Here is a 17,878-nt window from a genome sequence, read left to right as displayed (position 1 = left end):
TGCGGAGCTATAACATAATAGGGTGGCATTCTTGCATTCGCAACTGTACGAATTGTGCGCATTCAACAGATTAACAAGGGTCTGACCCCTTGGTCATTGGTCGGTACGGTAGTATGGCACTACCCCAAGAGAGCTAAATAATCAGGTCTTCGACCACCTTGCCGCCTTCGATGTGTTCGTCCATAATCCGTTCCACATCGTCGACGGTCACCTTGCCATACCAGACGCCTTCGGGATAAACAACCACGATGGGACCCTTGTCGCAGATGCCGAAGCAGCCGGTGTTGTTTAACATGACGTCACCGGATAATTCCCGCTCGTCGATTTCTTCAAGAAAGGTCTGCAGGATTTTGACTGAATCCTGTTGAAAACAATACCCCTGTTGGGTGCCGTTGATCCGGCAGCTGGTGCAGATAAAAATATGATGTTTAGGACTAACCATTTTTAAATTCCTCCTGATACGTTTATAAATAGTTTTAAATGATAATAATTGTCAACTTTACCGACGGAAAGTCTGTCTAAAAGTTAACCCAGTACCGACAATTATTACATCATGTTGTTTGCATCGGAGCGAACAGGTTGATAAACCTGTCCGATTCCGCAGCAAACAACAGATTAATAATTGGTCGGTACGATAGAGCAATGCTAGAAATTACCGGCCGTGCGCAGTTCGGACTTTAAGATTTCCTGGGCGGCGGTTTTAACAGCATCTTCAATCCGGTCGTAGGTTGTGAAGACCTTGATACCCTTGCTTTCTAACCGTTTGGTGGGTAGATCACCGATACGCATGGTGATGGTACCGTCGCAATCATTTAGGGCTTTTAGAATGGTGCCGATCTTATCTTCCTTTTCGTCACATTCTTCTTCGCCGCTGCAATACTTGCCGATCACCCGTTTTTCTTTAAACTGAACCTCGTCGTCAAGGTAGTCATAGATATACAGTTCAGAGGCCTGGCCGAAATGCTGATCCACCAGCATCCCGCCTTTGGAGGTGATCGCAAAGCGCAATCCCTTTGGGGACACTATGGTCTTTGATTCACTTCTGGCTTCATTTTCCCGGAAATCCAGGGAGATGTCGCTGTCCAGCTTGCCGATGGCATCAGCCCGGCATTGTTTGCAGTGATACATTTGTTTTAGATGAACACCGCACTTATCACGAATCGCATTGATTTCGCGGTTGGTGGCGATTTTTAAACCTTCAAAGGCGGAGCCTTTCACGGGAATCAGGGGCATCACATTGGAGATAAAACAGCCCATGTCTTTGACCGTTTTGACCACTTCTTCGATGTGGGTATCATTGATTCCCATCAGGGTGACCGTATTGATTTTGACAATCACCCCTTCATCAATCAGGAGCTTGATCCCGGAAAGCTGGTTGGCCAGAAGAATTGAAGCAGCGGCTTCGCCATGGTAGCGGTTTCCCATAAAATCCACATGTTTGTAGATTTTGGCACCGATAGCCGGATCAACCGCATTGACGGTAACGGTAACATGGGATACCCCCAGTTTGGCCAGCTCTTTGGCATAGTAGGGGAGCATTAAGCCGTTGGTGGATACGCAGAAGGTAACATTGGGGTCATGCTCATGGATTAATGTCAGGGCTTTTCGGGTTTGTTCAAAGTTTGCCAGCGCATCTCCGGGGCCGGCTATGCCGACAACGGTGAGGTTGGGCACCTTTTCTTTAACCAGTTTATATTTTTCAAAAGCGGCCTCGGGGGAAAGAATGTCGGTGGTCACGCCGGGACGGCTCTCGTTGGGGCAATCAAATTTGCGGACACAGTAATTACACTGAATATTACATTTAGGGGCAATGGGGAGGTGCATCCGGGCGTTTTTCTGGGAGGCACCACAGCTATAGCAGGGATGGTTGGCGGTTTTTTCCTCAATGGTCTGAGCCTGCGGGGTTAGTGGGTCAGTAGTTTTTTTGTATTCCAGAACTTTCATTTGTGCCTCCGTTTCCGGCTCTAATCCGTATTTGGATTTGGGCCCTTCATTATAATAGGTGTTGTACAGGGTTTCCCGGAATCCCCCTTCCACTGTTTTAAGAATGGTGTTGGTTATTTGATCCAGGAGAACCTGGGAGCCTTCATAGCCCAAGGTCCGAACCCGCTGGCCGCCGATGCGGTCATGGATCGGAAAGGCACAGCGGATCAAGGGAATCCCATGTTTCTCTTCAATCCGGCGGCCATCGGAATTCCCCAGCATCAGGTTGGCACCGAGTCTCAGGGCTTCTGCTTCAATGGTTTCGAAGTCCACATCATTTAAGATCACGTAGTTGTCAACAAAAAGCACATCGGCCAGTTTGGAAAGCTCAGCTTCAATCTTTTCTTTGAGCTGGGGACAAGCAGAACCAGTGGCGGCAATCACGGGCATTACGCCATTTTCACAACAGAGGCGGACTGCCGAAACGACAAAATCGGGTTCGCCGAAGATGGCGATGCGACCCAGGGCATTGTATTTATGGGAGTCGACCATGCCATCAAGATAACGCCCGCGTTCTTTAACGATTTTCTCCGGAATGGCTTTTTTTGACAGTTCGGATAGAAGCTCCATTAAGGCATCAGTATCCCGGAGTCCCATTGGCAGGTTCAGCCGTTTGTAGGGGACACCATAGTTTTCGTAGAGGTAAACCCCCGGGGATTCGTCAGGCTTGATGGTGTCGGACAGTTCGATGGTAGCCCGGGCTCCTGCCATTTTCTGAATTTCCGAAATCGGAGTGCCATGCATCGGTAGCCGATAATAAGAACTCTGGTGGACACCGTCGAGATTTTCGGAAAGATCCGGCAAAAGGATATAGTCCAGCCCAAACTGATCCAGCACATCTTTTAAATAGCGGGTGTCCGCCGGGGAAATCATCGAACTGATGATATTGATCGTATTGTGTTTGGCAGTGTCCATCTCGACATGGGAGACAATCGCCCGGAGTGCCCGGGTAAAGCCTTCAAATTGGGTACCGCCGTAACCCGCTGATTTGACCGGAATGATTTTTACCGTCTCATCAGGATGAGAAGCGTAGAAATTTTTGATGATAAACTCAATGTCTTCGCCGATGGTTTCTGCCAGGCAGGTGGTTGAAACGCCGATGACTTCGGGCTGATATAATTTAATCAGATTTTCCAGGCCGATGATCAGGTTTTTCTCGCCGCCGTAAACGGTGCCTTCTTCAGTCAGGGAAGAGGAGGCAATATCGACCGGCTCGTTATAATGCGTGGCCATGTGGCGGCGGATATAGGTGCTGCAGCCCTGGGATCCATGGAGGATATTCATACACTTCTGAATACCATAGAAAGCATTGGCGGTTCCCATTGGCATGCACATTTTACATGGATTAATATTTAGGTTGACTAAATTTTTAGACATTGTTGATACCTCCTATGATTTCCCAGACCGGACTGTTCATTGACAGGTTGATTTCTGAGGCGAAGTTCAGGGTGCCTTCGTAGCCCGCCAGAGGATGCTTCCGTTCATGGTTGTGGTCACAGAAGGCGACCCCCAGTTTATAGGCCAGCGGCCGTTCCTTGACGCCGCCGACTAATATATCGGCTCCCATTTCCTTCATAAAGGCTTCCAGTTCGGCCGGATTGGCATCGTCTAAAATGACGGCATCCTCGTCGACCAAATGCGAGATAACTTCGTAATCATCCTTGCTCCCGGTTTGGGTGCCGACCATTACGGTGTTCATGCCAAATTCGTGAAACTGGCGGATCAGGGAGATTGCTTTAAAGCCGCCACCGACATAGATAGCGGCTTTTTTTCCTTCAAGATTTTTGCGATATTTATTTAAAAGAGGAATGACTCTATTTTTTTCTTCTTCAATAAAGGCTTTAGCGCGCTTGATCACGTCTTTATCACCGACCGCATAGGCAATCCGCATCAGTGAATCGGAGGTGTCGGTGACGCCGAAAAAGCTGACTTTAATAAAAGGAATTGAAAAGGCTTCTTCCATCTGTTTGGCCAGATAGGTCATTGAACCGGCACATTGAACCAGATTGAGTTGGGCTGTAGGGGCTTGTTTTAAATCCTCGACTTTGGCGTCGCCGGTAATATTGGCAACGACTTCCACGCCGATCCGTCTTAAATAATTTTTGATGATCCACATTTCCCCGGCCAGGTTAAAGTCGCCGAGTATGTTGACCCCACATGTTTTTTCGGGTAAAACGTCTGGGGTAACCAGGCTCATGATGGCATTACAGGCCATTTTATAGCCGGTTTTCTTGGTTCCGGAGAATCCTGGGGATTTAACAGCGATGACCCGGATGCCGTACTTTGCTTCGGCGTTGCGACAGACGGCGTCGATATCGTCACCGATGACGCCGACAATACAGGTGGCGTAAATAAAAATGACTTTTGGGGCATGACTGGCCATGATTTCATCAATGGCGGCCACCAATTTCTTTTCGCCGCCGAAAATGACGTCTGTTTCCCGCAGATCAGTGGAATACGAGTTGCGATAGCCTTCTTCGCCGCTGGATAGACTGCCGCGGATATCCCAGGTGTAGCTGGCACATCCAATCGGGCCATGAACAAGATGGAAGGCGTCAGTGATGGGGTTTAAAACGACCCGGGCGCCACAGTAAACACAGGCCCGTTGACTGACGGCCCCAGAGACACTGGCGGACTCACACTTGATGCCGTCGCCGCTGCATTCCGAAAAACGGATCGACTGGGCTCTTTCTGGTAAAATTGCCGCATCATTTTTCATTGTACAGCCTCCTTTCAAATAAGGGGAAGAAAATCCCCCCTGGTGTTTGTTTCTAAGAATCGTCCTGGAGACAATCACCAAATCGTTGTCTGCTACAAAATCGGACAGGCGCGCCTGTTCGCCTTGATGCAGACACCTGATTTATGATTGTCTCCGGACTTACTTCTGTTTGCTATCTGGGGGTATATATAAGATTAACCCCAGTTGTAGATAATGAGATAACCCAGTACCGACAATTGTTACATTACCATTTCCAGATCTTCATCTTCACAGTCACGGTCTTGACGGTCCATGAGCGCATTGAGGATCAGTTCAGCCAGTCGGATGGCACCTTTATAGCCAACGATCGGCATGTAAGAATGAACATAACGATCGATGATCGGGAAACCAACACGGACCAGAGGGATATCTTCGGCACGGGCGACTTGTTTGCCGTGAGTGCCGCCGATTAATAAGTCTACCGGGTCATTTTTAATCCATTGGTGCAGTTCAAACAGGTCACCGGCTTGCTTGGCAGTACAGCCTTCAACGCCGAATTTTTCCAGTAGCGCAGCGGCTTTTCGGTCAAAGGCCGCTCCAGGGGTCCCAGTTACCATGTATTTAGGAATCATGCCCATTTCCAGAACGATCTGAGCCATCCCCAAAACAGTGTCCGGATCGCCGAAAATAGCCACGGTTTTGTTGTGGGTGTATTGATGAGAATCCAACAGGATATCCATTAACTGGCCCCGTTCTTCTTCAATTTCATAAGGGACTTCATTTTTGGAGAACTGATTCAAAGCCATAATGAAGGCATCGGTATTTTCGACACCAATTGGCAGTGGCAGGGTTTTGTAAGGCACCTTGCATTTTTTCTCCAGGGTGTCAGCGGCAAATTCAGAGGTCAGTTCGCCTAAGCCCAGACTCATTTCACAGTTGCCCAGATCCCGGATATCAGCAATAGTGGTGCCGCCTTTGGGATACATGGTGTAATTGCCGGTCATTGGGGCATCTAAAACGCCGCTGGTATCGGGCAGCATAATGAACTCGGTACCCATCAGCTTCATCAGCCGTTTCATTTCCCGCATGTCGCCAGGGTTGACAAAGCCGGGGAAGAGGGCCAGTTTGCCATTTTTTTCGCCAGTTGATTCAGATAGATATTTAATAAATCCGGAGATCATGTTATAATAACCGGTAATATGTGAACCAACATAGCTTGGCGTATTGGTGTGAACGACCAATTTGCCTTCAGGTACTTTGGCATCCTGGATGTAACCACTCAGGTCATCACCGATGGTTTCACTCAGACAAGTGGTATGCACTGCAATGATCTCAGGGTCGTAAATATCAAAAATGTTTTTAATCGCCGTTTTTAAGTTGGAGCCACCGCCGAATACGGATGCTCCTTCAGTAAATGAACTGGAAGATGCAATAGCTGGATCTTTAAAGTGTCGGGTTAAAAACATCCGATGAAATGAACAGCATCCCTGAGAGCCATGGCTGTGGGGCATACATTGGTGGACGCCCAGGGCTGCGTACATCGCACCGACTGGTTGACATGTTTTTATCGGATTGATTCGTAGGGTGGATCGGTCCGATAATTTTTTTGGGGTTAATTCTAACATTATTCCATACCTCCTAAGCTGCCAACTAACGTGGGTTCACTTTTCCATGGGGCTTGAACCATATTCCAAACCGGGGTATAAGTGGCCATTGTAATGTCTTTGGCGAAATTGAGTGCTCCTCTGAATCCAGCGTAGGGACCGCTGTAATCATAGGAATGTAGTTGTCGTGAGGGAACTCCTGATTTTTGAATAATAAATTTGTCTTTAATTCCCGAGAAGAAAATATCAGGTTTTAATAGTTTTAAAAATTCTTCTGTTTCAAAATGGTTAAAGTCATCGGTAATGATGGCACCTTCGGAAATATCAGACCATAAGCCATCATATTTTTCCAGCGGAACACCGGCGGCTTTCAAAGCTTCAAGTTTTTCGGGCGTATGGAAGGTTTTGTAATTTGCTTCGTCTTTAGTGACCGTAATACTTTCAATGTTTTTGGAATCAGCATCCATTTTAATCGTCGGAATCACATCACGACCTTCGTAGTCGTCACGATGTCCAAACTCGTAACCAGCCAGGATAACTTCCACTCCCAACGATTTTAACAGATTGATATAGTGGTGGGTTCGTGATCCGCCAACGTAAACAGCGGCTTTTTTACCATCCAGTTTTGATTTATAATAAGACATTGCTTCGGAAATTTCATCGAGTTCTTCAGCAATAACTGCTTCGGTACGAGCCAGTAATTCGGGATCATCAAAATACAGAGCAATATCCATTAAAGACTTTTTAATCCCATCGACACCGATGAAATTAACCTTGATCCAGTCCATGCCGTATTTGGTTTTCATCATTTCGGCAATATAGTTGATTGAACGATGGCATTGAACCAGGTTCAGATCGGCGGTATGGGCATTTTTAAGATGATCATAGCTGCCGTCACCAGTCATGACAGAGACCACGTTGTAACCGATGCGCTTTAAGATCCGCTCAACTTCCCAGCCGTCACCACCGATGTTGTATTCACCTAAAAGGTTAACCGAGTATTTCTGAGGTTCGGCATCACCGGTACCGATAATGTATTTCATCAGACCGTTGTTGGCAATATGGTGACCGCCGGATTGGCTGACGCCCTTATACCCTTCACAACTGAAGGCTAAAACCTTGATGCCGTACAGTTTTTCAGATTCTGCAGCCACCGCATGGATGTCATCACCAATTAATCCAACCGGACAGGTGGAGCTGATCATGATACATTCCGGGTTGAAAATTTCAACCGCTTCTTTGATGGCCTGGCGTAATTTTTTTTCACCGCCGAAAACAATATCGGTTTCCTGCATGTCGGTGGAAAAACTGTACTGGGTGAAATCTTTGGTGTTTTCATCACCCTTGGCTTTGTTTCGTCTGGTTCCCCAGGTGTAATAGGCACAGCCGATGGGGCCGTGAACGATGTTGACAACATCTTTTAATGGGCCGATAACAACCCCTTTACAACCTGCGTAGCAGCAGCCACGATTGGTCATAATCCCGGGAATCGCTCGGGTATCGGCAGCGATGACTTGCGGTTCACCGCTTTCAATTTCTATGACATGTTCTTTTCGGTTTTTATATATTTTAGAGCTGTATTTATCGAGTACTTTATCTCTAGAATCCATTCAAATCACCTCTTTCTAAAATGCATCCGCATTTTTTTCGCCACTTCGTACCCGAATGGACTCTTCAATTGGGATGACAAAAATTTTACCATCACCGGGGTTCCCGGTTTGATTGTTGTCAATAATAATGGAAACAACCTTGCTGACGTCCTCATCTTCACAAATCACGGTGAAAAATCGTTTCGGAATTAAACGGGAGGATTCGGTTAATGCTTCACCCATGGATGAGACGGGCATCTCACCAGCGTCAACAATATCCTGAATGATCGATAAATCAATACTTTTCTTGCCACGACCAAGCACCTTTAAACAGGTAAAAGCAGGATAGCCTTCGTTGACAAGGGCTTCTTTGGTCTGGTTTACTTTATTCTGCCTGATAATCGCCATAACTTCTTTCATATCAATTCCTCCTTTTACAGGCCGGCTGTTCCAGTACTGATTGTATACGCTTCTTCTACGGGAGAAATGAAAATACGACCATCTCCAAAAGTACCTTCCTTGCCAGTTTTTGCATTTTTCATAATTATTTTAACAACATCATCTTTATCTTCATCTTTGACAATACAAAGCAGCATTACTTTGGGGATTTCATCGTAATAAACGTCCCCAACCTTGATTCCTTTTTGTTTACCACGTCCGTATACATCCAGTTTTGTTACAGCTGAGAATCCAGCGGATAACATTTCGGATAAAACAACGCCTGTTTTCTCAGGTCTGATAATTGCGCGTACCATTAACATATGTAAAACCTTCCTTTCGCTCTTAAAGCATTAATCTTAATGTACCGACTAAATGTCCATCAAGCCGTGTTCCATCAACAGTTCTTCCAAACGATCCTGATGCATTGGGGTAGGCACTACAAACATTTCATTACTGTCGACAGCAGCAGCCAAATTACGGTATTCCTGAGCCTGGTTGGCAGTGTCATCAAATTCCAGAACGGTTTTTTTATTGATTTCGGCCCGTTGAACCATGTTATCACGGGGTACAAAGTAGATCATCTGGCTGCCCAGCTCTTTTGCAAAGGCATCAACCAGTTCTTTTTCGCCATCAACATTACGACTGTTACAGATGATCCCACCAAGTCGAACGCCGCCACTTGAAGCATATTTCTGAACCCCTTTTGCGATATTGTTGGCAGCATATAAGGCCATCATTTCACCCGATGCGACGATGTAGATTTCCTGCGCTTTACCTTCACGGATCGGCATGGCAAAACCACCACAGACAACGTCACCTAATACATCGTAGAAGACATAATCCAGATCGTCGGTGTAGGCACCGAGTTGTTCCAGCATCCCGATGGAAGTAATAATTCCCCGGCCAGCACAGCCAACACCGGGTTCCGGTCCACCTGATTCCACACATTGAATGCCCCGGAATCCTGGTTTTAAGATCGCTTCCAGTTCGATTTCTTCGCCTTCTTCACGAAGGGTATCCAAAACGGTTTTTTGTGCCAGACCACCAAGCAACAACCGGGTTGAATCCGCCTTTGGATCACATCCGACTACCATAATGTTTTTGTCCATTAAGCCAAGTCCGGCTGTCAGGTTCTGGGTTGTGGTTGATTTACCAATACCACCTTTTCCATAAATAGCGATTTGTCTCATAATCTGTTCCTCCTGAGTGTGAAAAATTTAAGATCCAATGCAAGTTTTTGAGCAAAAATAAAAGAAGTCCTGGCCTTTCACAACAGTGTAAATGGTAAGACTTCCTTGTCTAAAAAACTTATTTTGTTTTGCATAAACGAAAAGGTCTTAATCGGCCGCCCTGATTGAGCACCAAATTAAGACCTCTTTGTCTAAATAGGGATAGATGTGAGGGTAACAAAAAGGTCTCAGCACTTACCCAATTGTAAGGAGCTGAGACCACATTGTCTTTGTCAAATCCGTATTGCATTGTTTTCTATGGGCTTATTATCCATGGAATTAAGGGATAAGTCAAGCTGCTTCGCTTGTAAACCCTTTTCAAAGTGAAATGGGTTTAAGAATTGGCTGGCAGTGCGAGTGTTTTTTTTGAGCCCAAACCGGGATTGTACTTTAGTTTGTTGATGCGTTTAATAACTGTCAGATAGGATGAAATCATTTTCACGGGTTGCTAATGTATTTTGAATCAATTGACAAATTCTTGCTTAAATAAAACTTAAGAGATCCTTAAATATCACCCAAACGATCAGCCACAGCTGGAGCAGGAAGAACAGTCGCCGCAGGATTTTTTCATTGGATCATGAACCAGTATGGACCGGACGGTGGCGGTTTTTAAATCAACTGTTACAATATTATCCTGAATGATTTCCATTTTGCCATCACTAAAAACAATGGTCATCGGTTCGGGAACAAGTACCTCCGGATCCAGAGTACCCGGTTTCATCAGCGGCTGGACGAACTGCTTGCCTTCCGGGGCGGTGATCATCAAACCGTTGTTGCCGGTAATCAGGGAGCGGACCTTCCCGGCGGGGGAATAGTTCACTGAATTTTCGTCGCAATTAATGCCATGAGCGTTGCTGTCATAGGCGATCACAATCCCGATCGGGGTGACAATGGGTTCGGGCAGGGCGGGTTCAAAACTTTTCAGTATGCCGTTTTCATATAAGGAGAAACCGTAGCGCACCTTCACCAGCCCATCGGGACTATTGATTTCGATGGTTTCCTGAGGCCACATGGTCAGACTCTTCAGTGCCCCGCTTTCATAAAAGCAGAGGCTCACGACCTTGGCGGAAAAGGCTCCCACCGCCAGATCAAAGGCCATTGGTTTGGCCAGGGTATATTCGTCATGCTCGGTCCAGTAGCCGTTAATCCGACCGTTTAAGGGGAACAAACGGTGGATCCGGCCATTTTCATAAAAGCTGATTCGTTCGGCGGACAGGTTTCCCAGAGAGGTGATCACCTCAGTCGCATTTTCCAGATCGATACTTTTAATCTGGCCGCTTTTAAAAAATTCCAGGGCCAGCCCCTCCCGATTTCTCAGGTTGGCCGGACCATAGTGGGGAATCAGCATCCCGACTGGGGTATTGATGGTATTGGGTTCGTCGAAGGCACAGCCTTTGGGTGAGCCGTCGGTATAGGTTTCTAAATAGGTGACCCCGGCGAGGGGGCCATAGTTTTCAGTTTGGCAGGTTGGCATAATAAGCTCCTTCTATTCACAGACGACATGGGTAATCACCACATGCGTAGCGGAATTGTTTTTATTTTCGACCCGGTATTGCATCTGCATTGCCGGTAACTGGTGTTCAAACCATGGCGGGATATGATCACAAACCAGCTTAAGGGCATAAAATGGCGTTTCTTTTAAAAACGGCAACAGCGCTGCTTTTGAACTGAGCTCCGGGTGTTTTCTCTGTACCTCGGTTAAATCAAAATGGTAATATCCGGGGATCTCGGTTTCTACCGGTGTCCGGGATAATAAAATAGCATCGGCCTGTGCGTCCTCATTCTGGCTGATGAGATCGGCCTGGATGGCGTCCAAAAGTTCGGGATCAAAATCTTCAGATTCACAGATAACAAAGCCGGAACGGTCAAAAATCTGATAGGGGACGCCGCTGATTGATTTGGCAATAATAATCCGGCAGTCATTGAAGGCACCCAGCATCTGGCTGATGTTTTCCCGGATCGAAGCCAAACCACCCGATAGATCACATGAAAAAGGAATCCGCTCGGATGGACTCCAGTGGGCTGCTTCTTTGGAAAAGAAGACAAAATTCGACATCTCATCAAAGCGGGCCAGTTGGCCGTTGTCATCACAAAAGACCGCCATCAGGTTTAAATTTTCTTTCATTTGTTTACCTCTTACGATTAAATCTTATAGTACGAAATCCAGTGTAAATTAGTTGTAGTATAGCACAGAAATAAAAAAGCGAAACGCAATTAACACGAAATCCGGTGAAAAACGATTGCAGAAATTTGGGACTTAAGTAAAGTTTGATTTTTTAGTAAACGGTAAAAAGCAGAAAGAAAAACACCCCTTGTGCAGTCAAAGGGTGTTGGTTAGGGAATAGACTAGTTTAGATCATCATCGCTGAACTGGTTTTCCAGTTTTTTCTGGCGTTTTTTTACCAAGGTGCCGGTAATAAACAGGGCGACAAAGATCAGGGCAAACAACATCGCAAAGATAAAGGCCGTCAGAGCGCCCAGGGCCAGCAAATTGTCTTTTAAATAAGCGTGATTTAGATACATCGTAATGGCATAAATGACGGCAAAAGAACCGGAGCCGATCAGGCTGTAGATCAGGTAGTTTTTGGTGGTGGGTTTACTGTAGAAATCCCATTGACCCTTTTTATAACAGCCGACCATGACCCCGCCACAGCAGATCATAAAGATGGCCCACTCAAATCCCCATTGGCTAAAAGGGGCATTGAGAAACATCGACTGGACGATAATACTGCCAAGCAACAGCCAGAAAACAATCCAGAAACAAACATGTTCGATTTTATACAATTCCAGTTCCTGACGCTCATCAACTACTTTTTTAAATTTTTTCATTGTCGTTTTCCTCCCAGAATAAATCGTTCAACGTTTTTCCCAGCGCTTTACAGATGGCGATGCATAATTGTAAAGAGGGGTTGAATTTACCGGTTTCAATCATACCGATGGTTTGGCGGGTGACGCCAACCCGTGTGGCCAGTTCTGCCTGGGAGATATCTTTTTCAACCCGGGCTACCTTCAATTTTATATTTTTCATCTAATCACTCCTGACATGATTTATAGTATACTATAAAAAACAAAAAGTCAAATATATATTGCATTATGTCGTATAAAAAAAGCAGACTGTGATTGTCTGCTGGTTGTGAAAAGGGCCTTTTGAGGCTGGCCGCAGCAATCAATTTTTAATTGCGGTACAAGGAACCTAATCAAAAAATGACAACTGCTGGCTACCGTGCTCCAGTTTATAATGGCCGACAATGTCCTCCATTTTGTAGAGTAGCCCATAATGCTGGCATTCCCTGGTAAAGATCGTCCAGAGACTTTTGGCCTGAGGGCTGGCGCAGCTGTAGGCATTGCCAAAACGGCGGAGGTACTCTTTTTTGATGCCGGGAAAATGGGCATCCAGCTGATCGTAATAATAAAGGCGTTGGGAATCCCGCAGAGTCACCCCGAAGGCAGGATAAATAAACCGGGCGCCCTGCTCGGCTGCAGCAGTCACAATGGCCTTAATATTTGCCGGGGTATCATTGATAAAGGGGAGAATCGGCATTAGCAGGACTCCGGCAAAGATGCCACTGTCCGACAATTCTTTTATCGCCGCAAAGCGGGCACTGCTGGGGGCTACGTGGGGTTCGATGAGTTTAGCCAGCGGGTCATCAGCACAGGTAATGGTGATTTTGACCAGCACCGGTGATCGCTTCTGAATCGCGGCAAGCAGATCTTTATCCCGGGTAACAAGGGGGCTTTTGGTGGCGATGGCCACCCCATAACCATAGCGTTTAAACAGCTCCAGGGCCTGACGGGTGAGCTGATGTTTCTTTTCCATGGGATTATAGGGGTCGCTCATGGCGCCGGTACCTACCACGCCCTTTAAAGTTTTGCGGCGCAGGTTATCCTCCAGAATGGTCAGGGCTTTTTCTTTGGCCCGAACCTGGTCGAAGGCGTTGATCCCATAGCAGTCGCTGCGGCTGTCGCAGTAAATACAGCCATGGGAGCAGCCCCGGTAGATATTCATGTTATAGTCGGTGCCGAACCAGAAATTATTTTTGGTTCGGGTCAGCATATTTTTAGCCGGGATGGTTTCCATAAGCGACCTTTCGTTAGTGCGTTATTAGCGGACAATCAAACCCATTAGCTTAGCCAATTCGGCGGCCTGGAAGGTGGTGACAACAGCCCCGCTTAATGCTTCGATAGAGACGATCAGGCCGTCAATCTGGCAGTTGGTGAAGTCCAGCCCTTTCAGCGGCGTTTTAAAAAAACTGGTTTGGCTGAGATTGACATCGTCCAATTTGATTTGGGTAAGTTTGCACTCGGAAATAGTGGCTTCGCTAAAATCACATTGGGAAATTTCCAGGGCCTTGAGTTTGGCCTTGCTAAAATTGGCATAGTGGAAACTGGATTTCGTAGCCCGAATATTCTCCAGTTGAGCCTGATGAAAATCAGCCCCCACCAGCTTGCAGGCAAAAAACTCACAGCGATTGAAGTAGCCCTCGGCAAAATTACTGTTGGACAGGCTGCAGGATTGAAAACGCAGATCCCGGCCATCGATTTTTTCAAAATTGCAGTCTGAAAAGTCACAGTTTTCAAAAAGTGATTCCCGAAATGAGAGCTGGGAAAAATCCTCATTATTAAATGTTAAATCTTTAAAATGCTGGCCTTCAATATCCTCTTCTTCGTCCCGGGCCCAGGCCAGCAGGGAGAAAAAATCCTCGGTGAACTCCAGAACAGGAGGAATGTTTGGTGTTGATCGTTTCATAAAGCCTCCGGTAGTATAGTATATTATGATCAGTTTAACACGATTTTTAAAACTGCACAATTAAATGGGCTTCAGATATTTGCAATTTTCAGCGATAAAGCTTATAATTTTTTAAGAGTCATTGTGATTATACGAAAAACAGGAGAAAAAATGAAAACATCTCAGCGTATCCAAAAAATGGGGGAACCCGCCCTTTTAAAATATTATCCACTGGTTAGTGAGGCCCAGAAAAAGGGCAAGAAAGTTTATTTTTTAAACATCGGCCAGCCGGATATCAAAACCCCGGCCGGTTTTTTAGACAGTGTTAACTGTATTGATCAGGAAGTCTTATCCTACCAGGCTCCGGAGGGGATCATCGAGCTTCGGCAAGCAGCTTGCGATTATTACCGGCGTTTGGGTCTTCATTACGATGTCGGTGATCTTTTTGTCACCAATGGCGGCAGCGAGGCCCTGTTGTTTACCTTTATCGGGATCTGCAATGCCGGAGATGAAATCCTCACCGCCGAACCGCTCTATAGCATTTATAAGGAAATGGCGGCGGCCACCGATGTTAATCTGGTTGGTTTTAAAACCTACGCTGAAGACGGCTTTGCCCTGCCAGCGGCAGCGGTGATTGAAGCAGCCATTACACCCCGAACCAAGGCGCTGTTGATGACCAATCCCGGGAATCCCACCGGTAAGGTTTTTTCCCGGGAAGAAATTGAGGTGATGGTGAAACTGGCCATCAAACACAATCTCTATCTGATTTCTGATGAGGTTTACCGGGAGTTTGTCTATGACAGTCAGGACTATCTGAGTCCGGCCCAGTATGACGAACTGGCCCAGCATTTTATTCTGATTGACAGTATTTCCAAACGCTACAGCGCCTGTGGCGCACGGATTGGTTTTATTGTCTCCAAAAATAAAACCCTGATGAATCAGCTTAAAAAACTGGTCCAGATGCGACTGTCGGTTTCGACAATCGATCAGATTGGAGCGGTTTCGTTGCTGAAGCTGGATGGGGATTTTTTTGATGGGGTTTTAAAGGAATATACCTGTCGCCGGGAGATTGTTTACGCTGCCCTTCAGGAAATTCCTGGGGTTATCTGCAAAGAACCCCGGGGGGCTTTTTACTTTATGGCCAAGTTGCCAATCAAAGAAGCCAGTCATTTTATCGAGTGGTTGATCACTGATTTTGATTATCAGGGTGAAACAGTGCTGTTATCCCCGGCCAATGATTTTTATTTAAACCCCCAGGACGGTGCTGATGAGGTTCGGATTGCCTATGTGCTTAATGGCGAGGATATGAAAAAGAGTATGGAAGTATTAAAGCATGGTCTGTCTACGTATGAAAAAGCTTTTCCAGAGCAGTGTAAATAAAAAAACAAGAGGAGAATAAATTGAAAATCAAGTCAGTACAGAAGGGGCAAAATTATCTGGGCTTTCTCTTTATAAAGTCGCAGATGACCAAAACCGCTACCAATGGCAGTCGCTATTTTAATATGGTCTTGAATGATGCCGATTTTGACGAAATCGATGGGAAGAAATGGGACGTAAAACCAGAGGAAGAGGAAATCTTCACCAATGGCAAACTGGTAAAAATAAAGGGCAAGGTTCAGGAATTCAACAACCGGCTACAGCTGATCGTCGAAAAAATGCGATTGGTCGATGAATCAGATGAGGTGAGCATCAATGATTTCATTGAAACCGTACCGGTGGATATTGATGAAATGCTGGGTTATATCAATGATACCATTGATGATTTTACCAATGCTGACATTGCTGCCATCACCAGTAAAATCTTTAGTGATCAAACCGAGATTCTGAGCTATTTTCCAGCCGCCAAAAAGCATCATCATGCCATAAAGGGCGGACTGCTTTATCATATTTATTCGATGCTCCGTATCGGCAAGAGTCTGGCGGGAATTTATCCCTTGATCAACCGGGATCTACTGTATGCTGGCATCATCCTCCACGATATCGGAAAAATCAATGAGATGGTTTCGGATGAAAACGGATCGGTATCCGATTATACCCCTGAGGGCAAACTGCTGGGGCACATCACCCAGGAAATTGTCGAACTGGAGCTGGTCGGTCAGTCTCTGGGCGCCGATCCGGAGGTTCTGATGATGCTTAAACACATGATTCTTTCCCATCATTACCAGCCGGAATTTGGCAGTCCCAAACGGCCAATGTTTCCGGAAGCAGAACTCCTCCATCACATTGACATGATCGATGCCCGGATGTATACCATGGAACAGGCCCTCAACCGGGTGGAACCGGGAAGCTTCACTGAAGCCAACTGGAGCCTTGACGGAATCAGTCTGTATCGCCGCAGTTTTTTATAGGAGCAGCTTATGAGCCTTGTCTATCAGGAAAAAAAGCGGGTGGCCTGTTACGAATCGGATTCCACCGAGAAAATGCTGCCCACCACTGCCATGAACTATTTTCAGGAAGCCTCCACCAACCAGGGCAATCAGTTGGGTTTGGGTGGGGATTACTTAAAGGAAAACAATCTGGCCTGGTTTCTTGTCAAATATGCGATCCGCTTCTACGATTATCCTCGCTACCAGGATGAGGTGACGGTGACGACTCGGGCGACCGGGATGGAGAAATTCTGTGCCACAAGACGGTTCACCGTCGAGGATGCAAGTGGCGTGGTTAAGGTTACCGCCGATACTCAGTGGTTGCTGATTAACCGGGAGACCGAAAAAATGGAGCGTATTGACGAACATCCGGAGATGGATGCCTATGAGTGTTTTGATAAAGGGGAACCGATCTTCAAGAAGCTTTCAAAAATCAATCAAGTCGATCTCGAAAAGTGTTTCTCGGTACGGTTTCTCGATATTGATTTTAATCAGCATGTCAACCATGTCAAATATCTGGCCTGGGCCATTGAGGTTCTGCCCCTGGAGGTGGTTAAAAGCAAGGTCCTGGCTGAAGCAAAAATGATTTATAAGGCCCAATGCTTTTACGGCGATCAGATCCGGGCGCTCGGTGAGAAATTGGGGGAAAACCAGTATCGGATTGATATTGTTAATCAGGACGATATCATTTTGTGTCAACTGGAGCTGATGCTTAAGTAAATGAACCGCCTTCATCGGATTTTTTTATGATCTGGTGGCGGTTTTTCTTTTACCCGGAAAGGATAGGAAGATTAAAAGTTGTAAGATTAATGCTATTTACAAAAACAATAATAAAACGCTTTCAAAGATTATAAAATGGTGTATTTGTAAAAAAATTGATATAAAAATGAAAATAAAATTTAATAATAGAGAATAAATACACAGAATTAAAGAAAATGATGAGCCAAAAGCATCTAGAGTAAAAAATGATACAAAATTAACAATTGAAACAGGGATTACAGATGAAATTATAGTAAAATTTTATCATAACTATTGTTTGATTTTTATTATCGAATCGGTTAAACTTATAGTAGTTGTTAAATATTTATCAAAGTATTGGAGGAGAAAAAATGGGATTTAAATCAGACATTGAGATTGCACAAGAAGCTACACCACAGGATATTCGTGAGATAGCAAAGAAATTGGGTTTAACAGAAGACGATCTGGATTTATACGGGAAGTATAAAGCAAAGGTAGACTATA

The 17,878-nt window shown here is 45.7% G+C and carries 18 protein-coding genes; 4 read left to right on the top strand and 14 right to left on the bottom strand.

The features are described from left to right. Positions 1-133 precede the first annotated feature (133 nt). The 14 genes from ACWI_RS04365 to ACWI_RS04300 all read right to left on the bottom strand — a co-directional run bounded on the left by ACWI_RS04365 (position 134) and on the right by ACWI_RS04300 (position 14,291). Positions 134-442, bottom strand: coding sequence for a 2Fe-2S ferredoxin (locus tag ACWI_RS04365; RefSeq protein WP_070370211.1), 309 nt, complete (start codon positions 440-442; stop codon positions 134-136). A 203-nt stretch (positions 443-645) separates the two neighbouring features. Next, positions 646-3,360, bottom strand: coding sequence for a nitrogenase cofactor biosynthesis protein NifB (nifB, locus tag ACWI_RS04360; protein ID WP_070370210.1), 2,715 nt, complete (start codon positions 3,358-3,360; stop codon positions 646-648). Then, on the bottom strand, positions 3,353-4,702 hold the full coding sequence (gene nifE, locus ACWI_RS04355) for a nitrogenase iron-molybdenum cofactor biosynthesis protein NifE (RefSeq protein ID WP_070370209.1): 1,350 nt from the start codon (positions 4,700-4,702) through the stop codon (positions 3,353-3,355). Before nifE ends, nifB begins: the two co-directional genes overlap by 8 nt. A 239-nt stretch (positions 4,703-4,941) precedes the next feature. After that, a complete protein-coding gene (gene nifK / locus ACWI_RS04350; protein ID WP_070370208.1) occupies positions 4,942-6,306 on the bottom strand; it encodes a nitrogenase molybdenum-iron protein subunit beta in 1,365 nt (454 codons plus the stop codon). After that, the gene (gene nifD, locus ACWI_RS04345) at positions 6,306-7,895 is read right to left on the bottom strand and encodes a nitrogenase molybdenum-iron protein alpha chain (RefSeq protein WP_070370207.1); all 1,590 of its coding nucleotides are present in this window, start codon (positions 7,893-7,895) and stop codon (positions 6,306-6,308) included. The genes nifK and nifD overlap by 1 nt, the downstream gene beginning before the upstream one ends. Positions 7,896-7,910: 15 nt before the next feature. After that, on the bottom strand, positions 7,911-8,294 hold the full coding sequence (locus tag ACWI_RS04340; protein WP_070370206.1) for a P-II family nitrogen regulator: 384 nt from the start codon (positions 8,292-8,294) through the stop codon (positions 7,911-7,913). A gap of 14 nt (positions 8,295-8,308) precedes the next feature. After that, positions 8,309-8,635 carry a P-II family nitrogen regulator gene (locus ACWI_RS04335; RefSeq protein ID WP_070370205.1) on the bottom strand — a complete coding sequence of 109 codons (327 nt, stop codon included), beginning with the start codon at positions 8,633-8,635 and terminating at the stop codon, positions 8,309-8,311. Between the two features lie 48 nt (positions 8,636-8,683). Continuing rightward, positions 8,684-9,505 carry a nitrogenase iron protein gene (gene nifH, locus ACWI_RS04330; protein WP_070370204.1) on the bottom strand — a complete coding sequence of 274 codons (822 nt, stop codon included), beginning with the start codon at positions 9,503-9,505 and terminating at the stop codon, positions 8,684-8,686. A gap of 562 nt (positions 9,506-10,067) precedes the next feature. Then, a complete protein-coding gene (locus ACWI_RS04325; RefSeq protein WP_070370203.1) occupies positions 10,068-11,018 on the bottom strand; it encodes a toxin-antitoxin system YwqK family antitoxin in 951 nt (316 codons plus the stop codon). A gap of 12 nt (positions 11,019-11,030) precedes the next feature. Further along, complete coding sequence (locus ACWI_RS04320; protein WP_070370202.1) at positions 11,031-11,669, bottom strand: Fe-only nitrogenase accessory AnfO family protein; 639 nt, start codon at positions 11,667-11,669, stop codon at positions 11,031-11,033. Between the two features lie 221 nt (positions 11,670-11,890). Next, complete coding sequence (locus ACWI_RS04315; RefSeq protein WP_070370201.1) at positions 11,891-12,373, bottom strand: DUF6773 family protein; 483 nt, start codon at positions 12,371-12,373, stop codon at positions 11,891-11,893. Beyond that, complete coding sequence (locus ACWI_RS04310; protein WP_070370200.1) at positions 12,360-12,572, bottom strand: helix-turn-helix transcriptional regulator; 213 nt, start codon at positions 12,570-12,572, stop codon at positions 12,360-12,362. Before ACWI_RS04310 ends, ACWI_RS04315 begins: the two co-directional genes overlap by 14 nt. A gap of 165 nt (positions 12,573-12,737) precedes the next feature. After that, positions 12,738-13,622 (bottom strand): SPL family radical SAM protein, encoded by an 885-nt coding sequence (locus ACWI_RS04305; RefSeq protein WP_070370199.1) that lies wholly within the window; start codon positions 13,620-13,622, stop codon positions 12,738-12,740. A 24-nt stretch (positions 13,623-13,646) separates the two neighbouring features. Next, positions 13,647-14,291 (bottom strand): pentapeptide repeat-containing protein, encoded by a 645-nt coding sequence (locus ACWI_RS04300; protein WP_070370198.1) that lies wholly within the window; start codon positions 14,289-14,291, stop codon positions 13,647-13,649. A 150-nt stretch (positions 14,292-14,441) separates the two neighbouring features. Here ACWI_RS04300 and ACWI_RS04295 point away from each other — a divergent pair, with 150 nt between their 5' ends. The 4 genes from ACWI_RS04295 to ACWI_RS18390 all read left to right on the top strand — a co-directional run. Next, positions 14,442-15,650, top strand: coding sequence for a pyridoxal phosphate-dependent aminotransferase (locus ACWI_RS04295; RefSeq protein WP_070370197.1), 1,209 nt, complete (start codon positions 14,442-14,444; stop codon positions 15,648-15,650). 20 nt (positions 15,651-15,670) lie between these two features. Next, positions 15,671-16,618 (top strand): 3'-5' exoribonuclease YhaM family protein, encoded by a 948-nt coding sequence (locus ACWI_RS04290; RefSeq protein ID WP_084633490.1) that lies wholly within the window; start codon positions 15,671-15,673, stop codon positions 16,616-16,618. A gap of 9 nt (positions 16,619-16,627) precedes the next feature. Continuing rightward, positions 16,628-17,356: an acyl-[acyl-carrier-protein] thioesterase gene (locus ACWI_RS04285; protein ID WP_070370195.1), complete on the top strand. Its 729-nt coding sequence runs from the start codon at positions 16,628-16,630 to the stop codon at positions 17,354-17,356. 389 nt (positions 17,357-17,745) lie between these two features. After that, on the top strand, positions 17,746-17,878 hold a 133-nt coding region (locus ACWI_RS18390), incomplete at its 3' end, for a formate--tetrahydrofolate ligase (protein ID WP_139142314.1).

The organism is Acetobacterium wieringae (assembly GCF_001766835.1).
Lineage (GTDB): Bacteria > Bacillota > Clostridia > Eubacteriales > Eubacteriaceae > Acetobacterium > Acetobacterium wieringae.
This window is presented reverse-complemented; position numbering and strand designations above follow the sequence as displayed.